Consider the following 17,004-nt stretch of genomic DNA (forward strand, 5'->3'; position numbering starts at 1 on the left):
TCGGACAGGACGATTGTGGTTCTCAAAATGTATTTTCACTAGCAGGGTCCTGTTCTTGCGCATATGGTACCGATTGGCGGCCACAACCGCTAGGTGATCTTCCAATCGCGCCTATTACGTGGGCAGACAGAGGCATCTGCGTTAAGCAGGATTAGGAGGTTTCCCAGCCAGTTGAACGGAGTGGCACGGCTCATTGATGAAGATGGGTTCGTGATGCTCTCGTGGCGGTGATGGCCCAAGAGCCGAGGGCACCAGGCGATAGATTGAGGGAGCGTGGCGAGCACCGCGTGAGGGCGGAAAGGCTCCTGAGAGGTGGTGCTCTAAGGTTCTCTTAGAACGGAATCAAGGACACGCGGGGCGGCGGAGTGTTGAGGTGGAACAGAAGGCGGTTATCTCAGATACAAGGAGGCGACGAAAGACAAGCGCTCTTGCACCGGAAGCGACAAGGCGAGGACTGCGCATTTCGGTGATCGAGGGTTCGTGGGCCACGGTGCACATTGTGTTGACCACTAACGCGTTTCTCACCGGCTATGCGCTGTTCCTCGGCTGCAATGACTTTGAACTGAGTTTGGTCACCTCCGTGCCATTGCTGATGCAGCTTTTTCAGATTTTCGGCGCAAGGCTAGTGGAGCGCACCGGAAGGCGGAAGGCAATCTGCGCCTGGCTTTCTTTCATAGGGCGTCTGGTGTGGTTGCCTATGGCACTGTTGCCGTTCCTCTGGCACGGGGAGGTGATCGTCCTTTTCTTAGCTCTGTACGCGCTGGGCACCTTGCTTCAAAACTTGGCAACACCTGCCTGGCTCACGTGGATGGGTGACTTGGTTCCAAGACAGATACGGGGTCGCTACTTTGGCTGGCGCAACCGTGTGGTGGGAATCGTCACCATGGTCACCAGCATCGTGGCCGGCCTCATCCTCGATCTGGCGCGAGATCATGGCAGGGAAGGAGGCGGATTCCTGACCATCCAGTTGATCGCGGTGGGCGCTGCGGCGGTGGCCTTCTACTACATTCGCAGGCAACCCGAGCCCGCGTATCGCCCAGAACGCATGCCGCCACTCGGGGAGTATGTGGCGCGCCCGCTTCGAGATGGCACCTACCGGCGCATCTTGGTATTCTACCTCTACTGGCTGTTCGCGGTTGGCATTTCTACCCCGTTTTTTGCCGCCCACCTGTTGAAGAATTTGGGCTGGAACTTTAAGGGCATCGCGTACCTAAACATCGTCACCGCAGCGATGACCATCCTTTCCCAACCCTTCTGGGGTAGACTCATCGATCGATTCGGGCACAAGCCGGTGTTGACCGTGTGCGAGGTGGCTATCCTTCACCTGCCGCTGTACTACGCCTTCTGTCCTCCAGGCGTTTCGTGGCCCATCTGGCTCAACGCTGTTCTTACGGGGGTGTTCTGGTCCGGCTTTAACTTGGCCATCTTTAGCCTGGTGCTGGCAGCGCTGCCCGCCAAGGGAAGACCAGGCTACACGGCCGCGTACTCCGCGTGGAGCGGCGTAATGAACTTCATCGCCATTACGTTTGGCGGGTGGTTAGCTCTGCGCCTGAGCGGCCTCAATGTGCAGGTGGCCGGCTTTTCACTGGGCAACTATCACTTCCTCTTCATCCTCACCTCGGTCCTGCGCTTTCCAGGGCTATTTCTGCTGCGGAGACTGCGCGAAAAGCACGCTGTGCCCACGGCGATCTTGGTGCAGCAAACATTTAGCGAGATCAATAGGCGCATAGGTCTTGGCAGATACTTTCTCCTGCTGCCTCTAGCGAATGGCGCAAGGAGGAAGAGAGACAGCCTTCGCAACATCCGGTAGGAGTCATCAGGCCGTGGGTGCTGGCTGAACAAGAGGCGCCTTTCTGAGGGCACCAACGGCCGTCCTAAACAGAGGGGGAGGAAATGAAGATCGAGGAACCTGCACCGGAACACTTTCTCTACCGGCTTTGGGGCGACCGAAGCCTGGTGGGACGCAGGATGCACACCGTGGATGGGAGAACCGTGGAGGTGGTGGCGTGCGGCACCCGCAACCCGGATGCCGGCCCCGACTTTCGGGGCGCCACCTTGATCGTCGACGGCAAGATGTGCTGCGGCGACATTGAGATTCATCCTGTGGCCGTTGATTGGTACCGGCATGGGCACCACCGCGATCCACGGTACAACAGCGTGGTGCTGCATGTGGTGACTATGGACGTGGACCCCGAGGAGCGCACTCTGCGCCAAGACGGCGAGGAGATCCCGGTATTGAACCTCGACCAGTTTCTTGTCAAGCCGGCCGAGCAGTTGGCTGCCGAAGGGCAAGCCCCACCGGGCCCGGAGCCGGTAGCTTGTGCATTGCGTGAGGCCAGCCGGCCGCGCATTCTCCACATCGTGGAGCTGGCGGGGGATGAGCGGCTGAACACCAAGTGCATGCGGTACCAAGAAGAGCGCCTCATCGACGGTTGGGACCAGATCCTCTATCGTGGCCTCGCAGAAGCGCTGGGTTACGCTAAGAACCAAGTCGCATTTCGGAAGCTTGCCGACCGACTCCCTTACGCCGAGCTATCCCGAGCTATTAGGGGCTTGGACGCCGACACGGCATGGGTGCGTGCCCAGGCTTACCTTTTCGGCGCCGCCGGGCTCTTGCCCTCAGAAGGGTCCCTGGTAGAAGCGGACCATGAGCTCCGTGACTTCCTCGGCCAGCTGCGGACAGAGTGGGAGCATTTCCCTTATCGTCGCAAAATCGACCCGTTGCACAGAGAGGAGTGGCTTTTCTTTCGGCTGCGTCCGCAGAATTTTCCCACTCGGCGCATCGCTGCTCTTGCTGCCCTGGCAGTACGCTTCCACGAACACGGTTTCCTCGGTGGCCTGATGCGGATCGTTCAGGCGGGCCAACGCCGCATCCCACAAGTCGGCAGGCAGCTGAGCGCATCCCTTACTGTGGAATCCGATCCATTTTGGCGGACACACTATTGCTTTGACGTTTCTGGGAGTAGTCCGATGACGGGCGGCGGCAAGCTGGTAGGACCTGAGCGTGCCGCGGACATGGTGGTCAATGTCGTGCTGCCTTGCCTCATGGCTTATGCAAGAGAGACGGGGGATGGACAACTGCAGACGCTGCTCGCCCAAGTCTATGTGCAGGCGCCACTCCTCGCGGAGAACGCCATTGTGAGAGAAATGACCCTGAGGCTATTCGGGGCGCAGGGTAAAGGGGTTGTGGATACCGCCTGCCGCCAACAGGGGCTCATTCAGCTGTTCAAGATGTTGTGCCAAAGAGGTCCTTGCGCGCGGTGCCTGGAGCACTTTGAGGTGCCGCCCGCCGACTGAGACGGCTGTTTAGCGCACTGCTTGCGCTCCTGGCAGGGTCAAACGGCCGAGAAAGACCTTGCACAGGAGCCTTTTTTTTTGTATCATTGCACGGGCCAGAAGCAAGGGTTGCCAGCAGGGAGTCCTTCTCCCACTCGCCCAGCAGGAATTTCGCGCGGGGGCGAGAAAGAGAGTCCATCTTTCTACAGGAACGTGTAGACTCATGATGGAGAAATGAGGCGGTGGTTCACGTACAGGACAACCGCAAGGTGCCGATGGTGGCTCGCGCGGTGGTTGAAGGGCCTAAGAAAGAGCGAGACAGACGTGAGCGCTGACGAGGTGGATCTGACCGAATTGCGACCAGGTGAGAGCGGAACAGTGGTGAGAATTGTGGGCGGCCCAGGACTGATCAGGCGATTGGAAGCACTTGGAGTGCAGCCAGGGGTCACCGTGACCAAGGTGGCGGGGCAGATGCTGCACGGGCCGGTGGCTTTCCGCGTAGGCGCAAGCCAATACGCCATCGGCTTCGGCGTGGCGCGCAAGGTGATCGTGAGGCGATGAGCCGAGAAGCCGGCCAGAGACCCCGCAGAATCCTGTTGATGGGAAACCCCAACGTCGGGAAAAGCGTGGTCTTTTCCCGCCTGACCGGCGCACACGTCATAGCCTCCAACTACCCTGGTACTACAGTCGAGTACACCAAGGGCCGCATGCGGCTCGGTGCCGAGGAGGTCGAGGTCATTGACGTACCGGGCACCTACTCGCTGTCTCCGTCGTCCCGTGCCGAGGAGGTTGCGGTTCTCATGCTGCGGGAAGCGGCGACGGAGGGCGAAAGGCCGGACATCGTCATCAACGTGGTGGACGCCACCAACCTGGAGCGGAACCTCAACCTGACCTTGCAACTCCTCAAGGCCGGGGTGCCGATGGTGGTGGCGCTCAACATGTGGGACGAGGCCAGGCACATTGGCGTGACGGTGGATGTGGATGGGCTCGCGCAGCTTCTCGGTGTACCGGTGGTTCCGACGGTCGCTATTACCGGAGAGGGTATCCGTGCCCTCGTGGAGAGCTTGGCCAACGCCCGCATTGGCCGGTGGCAATTCAATGAGGAAGACCGCTGGGCAGAAGTGGGGAAGGTGGTGCGGGCAGTCCAGGAGGTGAGGCACCGGCATCATACGCTTCTGGAAAAGCTGAGTGACGCATCCCTTCAGCCCTTCACCGGGACGGTGATCGCGGCGGCCGTGCTGTATCTCTCCTTCCGCATCATTCGCCTCCTCGGCGAGGGGCTGGCCACTGGTCTGATGGAGCCGGCATTCCAGCGGTACTGGGGGCCGCTGATGATGCGCCTGTCGCGCCTCTTGGGCTCGGGCGGCATTCTCCACGATGTGCTGGTAGGGCGACTCATCGACGGGAGGATCGATTTTCTCCAATCGCTGGGTCTTCTTACCACCGGCCTGTTTGTGGACTTTGCGGTAGTGCTGCCATATGTGGTGGCGTTCTATTTGGTGTTGAGCCTGGGCGAGGACTCGGGCTACCTGCCTCGTCTTGGTGTGCTGTTGGACACCATCATGCACCGCCTGGGCCTGCATGGCTTAGCAATCGTGCCGCTCCTCTTGGGGTGCGGGTGCAATGTGCCGGGTGTCATGGCCACCCGGGTATTAGAGACGCGGCGCGAGCGCTTCATCGCGGCGACGCTCATGGCCATTGCCATCCCATGTACCGCCCAGACCGCCGTGATCATTGGCCTTGTGGGGAGACATGGCACCGCAGCACTGCTCATGGTATTTGGGGTCCTCTTTGCCGTTGGTATCGTACTTGGTATCGCCATGAACCTCATTCTGCCCGGAGAGAGTCCGGAGATCTTTGTTGAGATTCCCCCGTACCGGTTCCCCTTCGTGCCTGGATTGCTGCGCAAGCTTTTCATCCGCCTACGGTGGTTTTTGCAGGAGGCGGTCCCGTTCGTTCTCCTCGGCGTCTTTGTCGTGAATCTTCTCTACAGATTTGGGGTCGTGGCGTTCATGGGAAAACTCGCTGCGCCAGTAGTGACGGGCCTGTTGGGCTTACCCAAAGAGGCCGTGGCGGCGATGATTGTCGGCTTTTTGCGCAAAGACGTGGCAGTGGGCATGCTGGCGCCCCTCGGGTTGACCGTGAAGCAGCTGGTTATTGCCAGCGTGGTGCTGACGATGTACTTTCCGTGCATGGCGACCTTCGTGGTTATGCTGAGAGAGTTGGGGTGGAAGGACATGCTGGGGGCCAGCGTGATCATGGTCCTCGCAAGCCTCACTGTGGGCAGCCTCCTCAACGTGGCGCTGGCACAGTGAGGCACAATGCCAGGCGTTTGAGCTTGATATTTACGAGGAATTTTGCTATACTTAACGGCTCGGAAGGCAGCCCTGGGCGTTCTCTGGGGGCTTAGGGCAAAGGCGGTGATGGTGCACTAGCGACGGAGGAGCTGGTTCATGTATGACTTTCTGAAAACCCTCGGCATTGAGAAGGAGAACTCTGGCGGCTGCACAGGCACCCAATGGCTGAAAGGGAACGGCGGGCTTTTGCAGTCGGTCTCGCCCATCGATGGGGAGGTTATCGCCGCCGTGCGGCAAGTGGATGAGCAAGAATACGAGGCGATCGTAGCTAAAGCCCAGGAAGCCTTCAAATGGTGGAGGATGGTGCCGGCGCCCAAAAGGGGCGAAGTGGTCCGTCAGATTGGGTTAAAACTGCGCGAATACAAGGAGCCGCTTGGCAAGTTAGTCACCCTCGAAATGGGCAAGATCCTTCCCGAGGGGGAGGGAGAGGTGCAAGAGATGATCGATATGGCGGACTTTGCCGTGGGTCTCTCGCGCCAGCTCTACGGACTCACCATGCAGTCGGAACGACCGATGCATCGCATGTATGAGCAATGGCACCCGCTAGGCATTGTGGGGATTATCACTGCCTTCAACTTTCCCGTGGCCGTATGGTCATGGAATGCGATGATTGCGCTGGTCTGCGGGGACACCATGATCTGGAAGCCCTCGTCTCTAACTCCTCTTTGCGCCATCGCGGTGCACAAGATCATGGCAGACGTGCTCAAGGCCAATGGCCTTCCGGAAGGTATCGTCAATCTGGCCGTGGGCAGCGGTCGGGTGGTGGGCGAGAGGATGATCCACGACACCCGCATCCCGTTGATCAGCGCCACCGGCAGCTGCGAGATGGGGCGGCGCATCGGCGCGGTGGTGGGCCAGCGCCTTGGGCGGACCATCCTTGAGCTGGGTGGCAACAACGGGATCATCGTCATGGAAGATGCCAACATGGACCTGGTTGTGCGGGCGGTGCTTTTTGGCGCGGTAGGAACCGCCGGTCAGCGCTGCACCACTACCAGGAGGCTCATCGTGCAGCAGACGGTGTTCGATTCGCTGCTGCAGCGCTTGGTCAACGCCTACAAGCAGGTGCGCATCGGCAATCCGCTGGAAAAGGGTGTGCTCATGGGTCCCATGGTGGCGCGCTCCGAGGTGGAGGTCTTTCTCCGCGCCATCGAAATCATCAAGGAGCAGGGGGGCGAGATTGTGTACGGTGGTCGCGTGTTGACAGGACCCCAGTTCAAGTCAGGTTGCTATGTGGAGCCCACCATCGTGAAGGCGCGCCCGGACATGCCCATCGTGGGCGAGGAGACCTTTGCGCCTATTCTCTACGTGATGCCCTTTTCCACGCTGGATGAGGCGATCGAGATTCACAACAGTGTGGAGCAGGGCCTGAGTTCCGCCATGTTCACCACCAACCTGCTTGCCGCAGAGACATTTCTTTCCGCGCGCGGAAGCGATTGCGGCATTGCCAACATCAACATCGGCACAAGCGGGGCGGAAATCGGCGGTGCCTTTGGTGGCGAAAAGTCGACGGGCGGCGGGCGCGAGGCCGGCTCCGACGCGTGGAAGGCCTACATGCGCCGGCAGACCAATACCATCAACTGGTCAACCGAGCTGCCTTTGGCGCAAGGGATCAAGTTCGGGGACTGAGTAGACCAGACTGAGGAACGCGTGAACAGGCTCTTTGGCATAAGGCGCGAGGACAAGAACCGCTGGGAGCGGCGGGTACCATTGACGCCCCACCATGTCCAGGCTCTTTGTGCAGAACATGGCCTGCAGTGTGTGGTGCAGAGCTCGCCGATCCGTGTGTTTAGCGACGAGCAGTACCGGGAACTTGGTATCGAGGTCGCAGAGGATATCGGCCACTGTCCGGTGGTTTTCGCCGTGAAGGAAATCCCGGCCGAGTTTTTCCGGCCTGGCGGTACCTATGTGTTCTTTGCTCATGTGATAAAGGGGCAGAAGCACAACATGTCCATGTTGCGCCGTCTAATGGAGCTGGGGTGCACGCTTATTGACTATGAGCGTATCGTGGACGAGAGCGGAAAGCGGCTCATTTTCTTCGGTCGACACGCCGGGCTTGCCGGCATGATTGACACTTTATGGGCCCTAGGGCAGCGCCTCGCTTACGAGGGTCTTGACACGCCCTTTGCGGCGCTACAGCCGGCACACCGCTACCCTACTTTGCAAGAGGCCAAAGAGGCTGTCCAGCGCGTGGGAGAGGCAATCGCAACCACTGGGCTCCCCGAGGGCTTGGTTCCTTTCGTGTGCGGTTTTGCCGGGTATGGGCATGTGTCCCAGGGAGCACAGGAGATCTTCGATCTTCTGCCCCATCGCAAGATCTCGCCTTCCCAGCTGCTGGAGCTGCAAGAAGATGGATGGTGTGGCGCCAGGACGCTTTACAAGGTCGTCTTTCGTGAAGAAGATATGGTGAGACCCGTGATGCCAAATGGGCGCTTCGAACTGCAGGACTACTACTGCCACCCGGAACGATACGAAGGGCGGTTTGCAGAATACGTACCCCAGTTGTCGGTGCTGGTCAATGGCATCTATTGGGATGCGCGCTACCCGCGGCTGGTGACCAAACAGGACCTGCGTGCTCTGTTCTCGCGGAACGAACGACCTCGCCTGCGCGTCATCGGCGATATATCCTGCGATGTGGAAGGCTCCATCGAGTGCACGCTGCGGGCCACTACCCCAGACGACCCGATTTTTGTATATGACCCCCTTACGGAAACCATCACTCCGGGGCACCAGGGTCGCGGCGTGGTGGTGCTGGCCGTGGATAACCTGCCGTGTGAGCTCCCCCGCGCTGCGTCGGTCTACTTTAGCGGCGTGCTCAAGGAGTATGTGCCGGCCATCGTCACCGCCAACTACGAGGTGAGCTTTGACGAGCTGGCGCTTCCGCCGGAAATCAAGCGAGCGGTCATCGTACATCGTGGCACGCTGACGCCTGACTATCGGTATCTGGAGCAGTACGTGGCAAACCCATAGAGGAACGGCTGGAGGAAATTGGTATGCAGAATGTTCTAATTCTTGGCGCAGGTCTGGTGGCGCGGCCGCTGGTTCGGTACCTCTTAGATCAGCCAGGGCTGAAGGTGACAGTAGCGAGCCGCACGGTGGCGAAGGCTGAGGCCCTCATTGAGGGACATCCGCGCGGCGTGGCAGAAGCCTTGTTGGTGGACGACGAGGCTCATTTGGATGCGCTTGTGGCAGGGTGCGACCTCGCCATCAGCATGGTCCCGTACACGTACCATGTCGTGGTCGCCAAGCACTGCATCAAGCACAAGAAGCACATGGTGACCACCTCCTATGTGAGCGATGCCATGGCCGCCCTGGATGGCGAAGCAAAAGCAGCCGGCATCACCATCCTCAATGAGCTGGGCTTAGACCCGGGCATCGATCACATGTCGGCAATGCGTATCATCGACGGTGTGCACAGTAGGGGCGGACAGATCGTGAGTTTTGAGTCCTGCTGCGGCGGACTCCCCGCACCGGAAGCCAACGACAATCCCTTTGGGTACAAGTTTTCCTGGAGCCCGCGGGGCGTAGTCATGGCCGGTCGCAATGCCGCCAAGTACCTGAAAGACGGCAAGGTGGTCGAAATACCTGGCGAGGCACTCTTTGACCACTACTGGACAAGGAAGGTAGATACCCTGGGTGAGCTGGAAGTCTATCCTAACCGCAACTCCTTGCCGTACATTAACACCTATGGCATCCAGGAGACCAAGACTATGTTCCGGGGCACCTTCCGGAATCTGGGGTGGTGCAAGACAATGAAAAAGATTGTCGAGCTTGGTATGCTTGACGATAAGGTTCGCAAAGTGAAGGGGATGACGTTTGCGGATCTCACCCGCCAACTCGTGGGTGCGGCGCCTGGGAAAGACCTACGGGCAGCGGCTGCCGAATTCCTGAAACTACCGGTCGACTCGGATGTTATGCACAGGCTGGAGTGGCTGGGGCTGTTCAGCAGTGATCCGCTACCAATGGAAGAAGGCTCCAACCTTGATATTCTGGCGGCGCGCATGCTGCAGAAGATGGCCTATCGTCCCAATGAGAGGGACATGATCGTTCTTGTACACGACTTTGTAGCCGATTTTCCCAAAGAGAAGCGTCGGGAAAAAATCACCTCCAGCCTCATTGACTTTGGGATACCGGGCGGTGATTCCTCTATGTCGCGTACGGTGGGATTACCGGCCGCCATCGGCGCGCGCTACATTTTGGAAGGCAAGATCACCAGGAAGGGTGTGATCATTCCGGTGTGGCCGGAGATCTATGTGCCCATCCTCAACGAGCTGGAGAAGCTGGGCATCAAGTGTAAGGAGAGTACTGAAGTCCTCAGGCCGGCGTAGGGAGGCATGCGGCTACTTTCAGTCCTGGAGGGTCAGTCGCGGTCGAGAAATTCGTGGTGGAGTCCGGGGTGCTCTATGTGGTGAGCACCCCTATCGGTAACCTGCGGGATATCACCCTGCGGGCGCTGGATGTGCTGGGTCAGGTGGACCTCATTGCGGCCGAAGACACGCGCCGCACGGCCGTGCTCCTGGCCGAGTACGGCATCCATACGCCCATGACCAGCTACCACGAATACAACCGGGCGCGGAAGGCACCGCAGCTTATCGCGCGCCTGCAGAGTGGCCAGTCGTTGGCCCTGGTTTCAGACGCCGGCACACCGGGCATCTCAGATCCGGGGGCGCACCTGGTGCGGGAGGCGTTGGCCAACGGCCTCAGGGTGGAGGCAATTCCTGGGCCTACGGCCTTGGTGACCGCGCTGGTTATTTCCGGACTGGCCACAGACCGGTTTGCGTTCGAAGGGTTCTTGCCTGCGAAAAAGGGGCGCACCACACGCCTGGAATCCTTGCGGGAGGAGACTCGTACGCTGGTCTTGTATGAGTCGCCACATCGCCTCCTCCGCACCCTTCGCGACCTGCTGCGGGTGCTTGGTGACCGGCAGGCGGTAATGGCGCGCGAGCTGACGAAAAAGTTCCAGGAGGTCATCCGCGGCTCTCTCAGCGAGCTGGTGTCCACTCTCGAGCGCAAAAAGGTCAAAGGCGAGGTGGTGCTCATCGTGGCAGGAAAACCTCGAGGGGAGAGATTGGTCAAGGCCAGCGAATGAAAAGATGAAAGGTCTGTTGCGGTCATGAAGTTCTTTATTCTGCCGCCGAAACTAAAAGAGGGGTTTCTCGACAGCTTGAACCCCCTGGTGCGGTGGCTAGTCAGGCTGGATTTGAACCCGAATTGGTTCACCACCTTTAGCTTGCTGGTGGGGGCCGCATCTGGCGTATGCTACGGGGCTGGACGCCTGCGCTGGGGCGGGGCCTTGGTGCTCCTGTGCGGGCTCTTGGACACCTTGGACGGCAAAGTTGCCCGCGCTACCAATCGTGTTACGCGATTTGGGGCACTTTACGATTCAACCCTGGATCGCTACGCGGAGGTGATAGCCTTCTTCGGCATGGCGTTTTACTTTGTTGCACGCCAGCACCTTCTGGTGTCGGTGGCGATCTGCGTGGCTCTGGCCGGCTCGCTCATGGTCAGCTACGTGCGCGCCCGCGCGGAGGGGCTGGGATTTGAATGCAAAGTGGGGCTGATGCAACGGCCGGAGCGGCTGGTACTCGTGGGGCTGGGAAGCCTGATCCATGAGTATGCGCTGATCGGGGCAATCTTTATCATCGCCGTGCTGTCCAACTTCACCGCAGCCCAGCGGCTCCATCACGTGTGGGCCGCCGATAAAGTGGCGCGTTCTCAGAGCATGGACAAGCCGGTGGACACCCCGAAAGCGTAGCGTGCCGGCCAAGGCCGGAAAACAGGTCTAAGGGAGGAGATGCAACGGTAGATGTTTCGCGAAATGTGTAAATCGAAGATTCATCGCGCCCGCATCACGGACGCTAACTTGAACTATGAGGGGAGCTTGACGATCGATCGGCTGCTCATGGAGGCCGCCGACCTGCTTCCCAACGAGAAGGTGCACGTACTCAATCTCAATAACGGCAGCCGCGCCGAAACCTATGTGATCGAAGGGGAGGCCGGCTCTGGCATCGTGTGTGCCAATGGGGCGTTAGCCAGGCACACGCATCCAGGCGACTTGGTGATTCTGCTTTCCTTCGCCTGGGTGCCCGAGGACGAGGCACGCACATTCCGCACAAAGATCGTCCACGTTGATGACCGGAATAGGGTTGTCAAGCCAACATCGCTTTCTGGCAAGTAGTGGTGTCATGGTTAGCAAGGGAGGAACGAAGTTGAGCAGCCAGCCAGTGGAAATCAAACAACCGCAGGGGAAGCTTGGGGTGTTGTTGCCGGGGCTTGGAGCAGTGGCGACTACGTTCATCGCCGGCGTGCAGTTGGTGCGCAAAGGACATAGTAAGCCTTTTGGCTCCCTCACCCAAATGGGCACTATTCGTTTGGGCAAACGCACGGAAAAGCGGGTGCCTAAAATCAAAGACTTTGTGCCGCTTGCCGAATTGGACGACCTGGTGTTCGGTGGGTGGGATGTCTTCCCCGACAACTGCTATGAGTCGGCGCTGAAGGCGGGGGTGTTGGAGCTGAGCGACCTGGAAAAGGTGAAGGACGAACTTGCGGCTATTCACCCCTGGCCGGCCGTCTTCAGCAGGGACTATGTGCGTCGTCTTGACGGCCCAAACGTGAAAAAGGCGAGCACAAAGTACGAGCTTGCCAAGATGCTCATGGAGGACATCGAGCGCTTCCGCACTGAGCAGCGCCTGGACCGAATGGTGATGGTCTGGTGCGCGAGCACTGAGGTCTTCATGCGCCCCAGCGCTGTGCACCAGGACATCCGCAGCTTCGAGAAGGGCCTGAAGGACAATGACCCGGCCATCGCGCCCAGCATGATCTATGCCTATGCGGCCATCATGAGCGGCGTGCCTTTTGCCAACGGCGCCCCCAATCTGACGGTGGACATCCCGGCGTTGGTGCAGCTTGCGCGGGAAAAGCACGTGCCCATTGCGGGGAAGGACTTCAAGACTGGCCAGACCCTGATGAAGACTATCATCGCCCCAGGCCTGAAGGCGCGCCTGTTGGGCCTGGATGGCTGGTTTTCCACGAACATCCTCGGCAACCGCGACGGCGAGGTACTGGACGACCCCGACTCTTTCAAGACAAAAGAGGAGAGCAAGCTGTCGGTGCTGGAGTACATTCTCCAACCGGACCTGTATCCGGAGCTGTACGGGAATTTCTACCACAAAGTGCGGATCAATTTCTACCCACCGCGCCGGGACAACAAGGAAGGGTGGGACAACCTGGATATCTTCGGCTGGCTCGGGTATCGGATGCAGATCAAAGTGGACTTTTTGTGTCGGGACAGTATCCTTGCCGCGCCGATCGTGTTGGACCTTGTGTTGTTCATGGACTTGGCGCAGCGCGCCGGGATGCATGGCATCCAGGAGTGGCTTTCGTTCTATTTCAAGAGCCCGATGTGTGCTCCTGAACTCTACCCGGAGCACGATCTGTTCATTCAGCTCATGAAGCTGAAGAATACTCTGCGCCATCTCCGTGGCGAGGAGCTCATCACCCACTTAGGGCTTGAATACTACGACTAAGGCCTGTTCCGCGTGCAACGCGCTGGTCACCTGAGGACCATCCTCAAAACCGCGATGCCCGCCGTGGTGGATCTGTCCTCCCAGACCATCATGTGGACCATTGAGGCCATTTTGGTGGGGAGGCTTTCCGCCGCCGCCTTTGCTGGCGTGGCCATGGCTATCCAGATTGTGGTAGTCTTTTTCGCGGTTCTTCTCACCTTCGTGGTGGGTAGCTCGGTTGTTATCGCCCGGGCTCTCGGGCGCGGTGACCGGTGGGAGGCCAATCATGTGCTTGGCCAGACCATGATCATCGGCGTGGCGGCGGCCTTCCTCTTCGCCGTGATCTGGTACTCGGGTGCCATCCACCTGTTCAAGCTGATCGGCAGGGCCGGTGCGGAGGAGGCGGGTCTGGCGGCAGAACGGGCCGGTGTCACCTACTTGCGTACGGTTGCGTTCTTTGCACCGTTGATCGTCACCAATTTCATTGGGGTGGGTATCATCCGCGGTAGTGGCGACACAGGGCACTCCATGGTCATTAACATGGTGGTCAACGGGTTGAACTTGGCCCTGGCGCCATCGCTGATCTTCGGATGGTTCGGGTTGCCCCGTTTAGAGGTGCAAGGAGCAGCACTTGCAGTGGGCATTGCCCACTCGGTAGGGTTCTTTCTCACGTTCGCACTGTTGCGGAGCCGGCGTGCGCGACTCTTTTTGCCCATGCGGGAATTCCTGCATCCCAACGGCGAAACTTTCAGGCGCTTGCTGCGCACCGGTCTGCCGGCAACGGTCGAGCAGCTGGCCACTTCGGTGGGCGTGTTATGTGTCATGAGCTACGCCGCCCAGCTGGGGTTGGCCACCCTGTCGGCGCATGCGGTCTTTGTTCGGGTGCAGGCAGTGCTGTCGATGGCCTACATGGGTTTCGGCCTGGGCGCGATGACCCTGGTGGGGATGGAGCTGGGTGCGGGGCACTCCGAGCGTGCCCTCCGCATCGCCCGCCTCTCCATGCTGGTTACGCTGGCTTTTGTAGTGACGGCCGCGGCGGGTCTGGTACTCTTCAGCCGGCAAATTATGTCGCTGTTCCTCACCAGACGTGAAACCGCGGTGATGGCCAAGGGCGCCATGGCCATTTGGGTATTTGCCCTGACACAAATCCCCAAGGCATTGCTGGGATCTGTGGCCGGGAGCCTGCGCGGCGCAGGTGATTTGCGCTTTCTGATGTGGTTGACTATCGTCTCTGTCCTCGTTTTCGAGGTCGGGCTGAACTATGTGGGGGCGTTCATAATAGGGTGGGGCCTTGTGGGTCTTTGGGCCGTGCACGGCTTTGGGGAGGTGACCCGGCTGGGGATCACCTACAGGCGCCTGCATGGCAATGGCGGCGAAGTGGCGCGAAGAGTGTGAAGTGGCAGGGCGGCTGATAACTTTTGAGGGGATCGACGGGGCGGGCAAGAGCGTGCAGGCGGCCGAGCTGCGCCGTTGGTTAGAAAGCGCCAAGCGCCGCGCGGCAATCATTGTGCGCGACCCTGGCACCGCTCCGATAGCCGAGCAGATCCGGGCGATCCTGCTTGATCCGGCTAACGGCGCCATCTCTCCGTGGACGGAGCTCTTGCTTTACGAGGCAGCGCGCGCTCAGCTGGTGGAGGAGTGCATTAGACCGGCCCTGGCCCGGGATATGGTGGTCATCTGTGACCGATTCTACGATTCGACCACTGCCTATCAGGGGTACGGAAGGCAGCTGGACCTGGCGAAGGTCACATTGGCCAACCGCCTCGGCGCCTGTGGTGTGATTCCGGACCTGACCATCATCCTCGACTTGGACGTGGAGGCGGCCCTGCAGAGGAAAGGGCGCGCGCCTCTTGATCGTTTGGAGCAGGAAAAGCGAGCCTTTCACGAGCGGGTGCGAAAAGGCTACTTGGAGATTGCCCGCGCGGAACCGTCAAGAGTCAAGGTGGTTCAAGGCGATAGAACTGTGCAGGCGATTGCCGAGGAGATCCGGCAGTTGGTGGACCGCGTGTTGGGGGAGTAGGAGTCTATGGCTGTGTCATATGGAGGTGCACAATGAGCACCAAGAAGCAGGTGGGGTTGGTGGCCGCCCTCATAGTGGTCACTGTGGGCCTGAGCGGGTGGCTTTCCACGGTAGTCGGCAACCGCGGCCCCGACTACAACGAGCAGTTGCGGCGGAGCATCATTCTGTTCAGCAACGTCTATGAGTCGGTGGTGCAGCGGTATATCGAGGAGGTCGACCCGGAGAAGTGCGTCCAGGCAGCTATCGACGGCATGTTGGAGCGCCTGGACCCTTATACCGTCTTTCTCAAGGCCGAAGAGGACGATGAACTGGAGATCCTCACCTCAGGCAAGTACGGGGGCGTGGGCATGCGCATCGGCATGCGCAATGGCTGGGCTACGGTGGTGGAGCAACCGTTCGACGGCAAGCCGGCCTTTCGCGCCGGCATTCGCGAGGGGGACCAGATCCTCGAAGTGGACGGGAAGAGCACCAAGGACCTGACCATTTCCGAGACCGCGCAGCTTCTGCGTGGAGAGCCAGGCACCGAAGTGGTCGTTAAGATCCGGCGCGAAGGGGTCGATGAGGTACTAACCTTCCGGCTCATTCGCGATGTCATCACGGTCGAGGACATCAACTGTGCTACGATCATAGATGGCGACGTGGGATTCATACGGCTGACCCGCTTCGGCCGCAATGCGGGCAGCGAAGTGGAGCGCGCGGTAGCAAAGCTGAAGGAGCAGGGCGCGAAGAAACTCATCCTCGATCTTCGCTCTAACCCAGGAGGATTGTTGGAGGCGGCAGTCGAGGTGGCAAACGTTTTCGTCCCCAAAGGGGAGCTGATTGTCTCCACCAAGGGGCGGGTCAAGAGCGATGACCGCGAGTATCGAGCGGAAAAGGACCCCGTGTGGCAGGACCTGCCGCTGGCGGTGCTGGTGGACTCGTATAGTGCCTCTGCCTCGGAGATTGTGGCCGGTGCTATTCAGGACCTGGACCGAGGTGTAGTTATCGGCAATACGACCTTCGGCAAGGGGCTGGTCCAGCGCGTGGTGGGCGTGGGGCCACGGTCCACGTTGCGGATTACCACCTCGGAGTACTTCATCCCCAGCGGCCGCCTTATCCAGAATCCCGACGTCTTTGACAAGGGTCGTACCAGCGTGCTTTACGCCGAAGGGATTGCGCGTCTTGAACAGGCCGCGGATCCGAAAAAGGAGTATCGTACCTCCTCCGGGCGGACGGTGCGTGGCGGCGGCGGCATTGTGCCCGACATTCAGGTGAATCCTGATACATTGAGTCGCCTTGAATTCGCTCTGCTCAGTCAGTCGATGTTCTTCAACTTTGCCGTGAACTATGTGCAGCGCCATCCGGACCTGCCGCGCGAGTTTGTGGCGGACGAGAAGATGGTGCGTGAGTTCAGGCAATTCCTGGCAGAGAAAAAGTTCGAGTACAAGACGGATGGGGAGGCCGAGCTGGATGCCTTCGAAAAGGCTGCACGCAAGAGTGGCTACCTTTCCAGTGTCGCGCCCCAGGTTCAGGCTATTCGCGCCGCAATCGCGGAACAGAAGAAACGTGAGTTCGAACAGAGCCTGGACTACATCCGCCAGTCGCTGGAGCGAGAGATCGTGACCAAAGTGTGGGGCACTTCGGCGGGGATTGCCGCGACGCTCGATGACGACCAGGTGGTGCAGAAGGCGCTTGAGGTTTTGAACAGTCCGCGCACTTACAGCGCCATCTTAGGGAAAAAGGCTACCATTGGCGGCTGAGCGCGAACTATCCCGGATGTGGCCGAAGTGCTGCATCGGCCACTAGGGCCGCTAGGTACAGGGAGAGTGGATAACAACGCTTCGGAATTAGGTTGAGGAGGAGAATTCGG

14 protein-coding genes are annotated in these 17,004 nt (G+C 59.7%); all 14 read left to right on the plus strand.

Going from position 1 to position 17,004, the window contains the following annotated elements; translation table 11 throughout:
• The first annotated feature begins 373 nt into the window (after positions 1–373).
• The 14 genes from ONB25_04710 to ONB25_04775 all read left to right on the plus strand — a co-directional run bounded on the left by ONB25_04710 (position 374) and on the right by ONB25_04775 (position 16,894).
• Entirely contained in the window at positions 374–1,810 is a 1,437-nt protein-coding gene (locus ONB25_04710) for an MFS transporter (GenBank protein MDZ7392192.1), read from the plus strand.
• Positions 1,811–1,893: 83 nt separating this feature from the next.
• The gene (locus tag ONB25_04715; GenBank protein ID MDZ7392193.1) at positions 1,894–3,297 is read left to right on the plus strand and encodes a DUF2851 family protein; all 1,404 of its coding nucleotides are present in this window, start codon (positions 1,894–1,896) and stop codon (positions 3,295–3,297) included.
• 303 nt (positions 3,298–3,600) lie between these two features.
• Positions 3,601–3,837, plus strand: a complete 237-nt coding sequence (locus ONB25_04720) for a ferrous iron transport protein A (protein ID MDZ7392194.1) — start codon at positions 3,601–3,603, stop codon at positions 3,835–3,837.
• Positions 3,834–5,591, plus strand: a complete 1,758-nt coding sequence (locus ONB25_04725; GenBank protein MDZ7392195.1) for a ferrous iron transporter B — start codon at positions 3,834–3,836, stop codon at positions 5,589–5,591. The genes ONB25_04720 and ONB25_04725 overlap by 4 nt, the downstream gene beginning before the upstream one ends.
• Before the next feature lie 138 nt (positions 5,592–5,729).
• A complete protein-coding gene (locus ONB25_04730) occupies positions 5,730–7,259 on the plus strand; it encodes an aldehyde dehydrogenase family protein (GenBank protein MDZ7392196.1) in 1,530 nt (509 codons plus the stop codon).
• 21 nt (positions 7,260–7,280) lie between these two features.
• A complete protein-coding gene (locus tag ONB25_04735; GenBank protein MDZ7392197.1) occupies positions 7,281–8,600 on the plus strand; it encodes a bifunctional lysine ketoglutarate reductase /saccharopine dehydrogenase family protein in 1,320 nt (439 codons plus the stop codon).
• Between the two features lie 8 nt (positions 8,601–8,608).
• Positions 8,609–9,958 carry a saccharopine dehydrogenase NADP-binding domain-containing protein gene (locus tag ONB25_04740; GenBank protein MDZ7392198.1) on the plus strand — a complete coding sequence of 450 codons (1,350 nt, stop codon included), beginning with the start codon at positions 8,609–8,611 and terminating at the stop codon, positions 9,956–9,958.
• A gap of 53 nt (positions 9,959–10,011) precedes the next feature.
• Positions 10,012–10,719, plus strand: coding sequence for a 16S rRNA (cytidine(1402)-2'-O)-methyltransferase (gene rsmI, locus ONB25_04745; protein ID MDZ7392199.1), 708 nt, complete (start codon positions 10,012–10,014; stop codon positions 10,717–10,719).
• 24 nt (positions 10,720–10,743) lie between these two features.
• Positions 10,744–11,385, plus strand: coding sequence for a CDP-alcohol phosphatidyltransferase family protein (locus tag ONB25_04750; GenBank protein ID MDZ7392200.1), 642 nt, complete (start codon positions 10,744–10,746; stop codon positions 11,383–11,385).
• Between the two features lie 51 nt (positions 11,386–11,436).
• Positions 11,437–11,808 (plus strand): aspartate 1-decarboxylase, encoded by a 372-nt coding sequence (locus ONB25_04755; protein ID MDZ7392201.1) that lies wholly within the window; start codon positions 11,437–11,439, stop codon positions 11,806–11,808.
• Between the two features lie 7 nt (positions 11,809–11,815).
• A complete protein-coding gene (locus ONB25_04760) occupies positions 11,816–13,156 on the plus strand; it encodes an inositol-3-phosphate synthase (protein MDZ7392202.1) in 1,341 nt (446 codons plus the stop codon).
• A gap of 54 nt (positions 13,157–13,210) precedes the next feature.
• Entirely contained in the window at positions 13,211–14,530 is a 1,320-nt protein-coding gene (locus tag ONB25_04765) for an MATE family efflux transporter (GenBank protein ID MDZ7392203.1), read from the plus strand.
• Complete coding sequence (gene tmk / locus ONB25_04770; protein MDZ7392204.1) at positions 14,496–15,155, plus strand: dTMP kinase; 660 nt, start codon at positions 14,496–14,498, stop codon at positions 15,153–15,155. Before ONB25_04765 ends, tmk begins: the two co-directional genes overlap by 35 nt.
• Positions 15,156–15,187: 32 nt before the next feature.
• The gene (locus ONB25_04775) at positions 15,188–16,894 is read left to right on the plus strand and encodes a S41 family peptidase (protein MDZ7392205.1); all 1,707 of its coding nucleotides are present in this window, start codon (positions 15,188–15,190) and stop codon (positions 16,892–16,894) included.
• Positions 16,895–17,004: the final 110 nt, after the last annotated feature.

The sequence above is a fragment of the candidate division KSB1 bacterium genome (genome assembly GCA_034506335.1).
Lineage (GTDB): Bacteria > Zhuqueibacterota > Zhuqueibacteria > JANLFK01 > Oleimicrobiaceae > Oleimicrobium.

Excerpts from the sequence above, each read along its gene's own strand:
- ONB25_04715 (MDZ7392193.1), top strand. The coding sequence starts at position 1,894 with ATGAAGATCGAGGAACCTGCACCGGAACACTTTCTCTACCGGCTTTGG.
- ONB25_04725 (MDZ7392195.1), top strand. The coding sequence starts at position 3,834 with ATGAGCCGAGAAGCCGGCCAGAGACCCCGCAGAATCCTGTTGATGGGA.
- ONB25_04730 (MDZ7392196.1), top strand. The coding sequence starts at position 5,730 with ATGTATGACTTTCTGAAAACCCTCGGCATTGAGAAGGAGAACTCTGGC.
- ONB25_04750 (MDZ7392200.1), top strand. The coding sequence starts at position 10,744 with ATGAAGTTCTTTATTCTGCCGCCGAAACTAAAAGAGGGGTTTCTCGAC.
- ONB25_04755 (MDZ7392201.1), top strand. The coding sequence starts at position 11,437 with ATGTTTCGCGAAATGTGTAAATCGAAGATTCATCGCGCCCGCATCACG.
- ONB25_04760 (MDZ7392202.1), top strand. The coding sequence starts at position 11,816 with ATGGTTAGCAAGGGAGGAACGAAGTTGAGCAGCCAGCCAGTGGAAATC.
- ONB25_04765 (MDZ7392203.1), top strand. The coding sequence starts at position 13,211 with ATGCCCGCCGTGGTGGATCTGTCCTCCCAGACCATCATGTGGACCATT.
- tmk (MDZ7392204.1), top strand. The coding sequence starts at position 14,496 with ATGGCAATGGCGGCGAAGTGGCGCGAAGAGTGTGAAGTGGCAGGGCGG.
- ONB25_04775 (MDZ7392205.1), top strand. The coding sequence starts at position 15,188 with ATGAGCACCAAGAAGCAGGTGGGGTTGGTGGCCGCCCTCATAGTGGTC.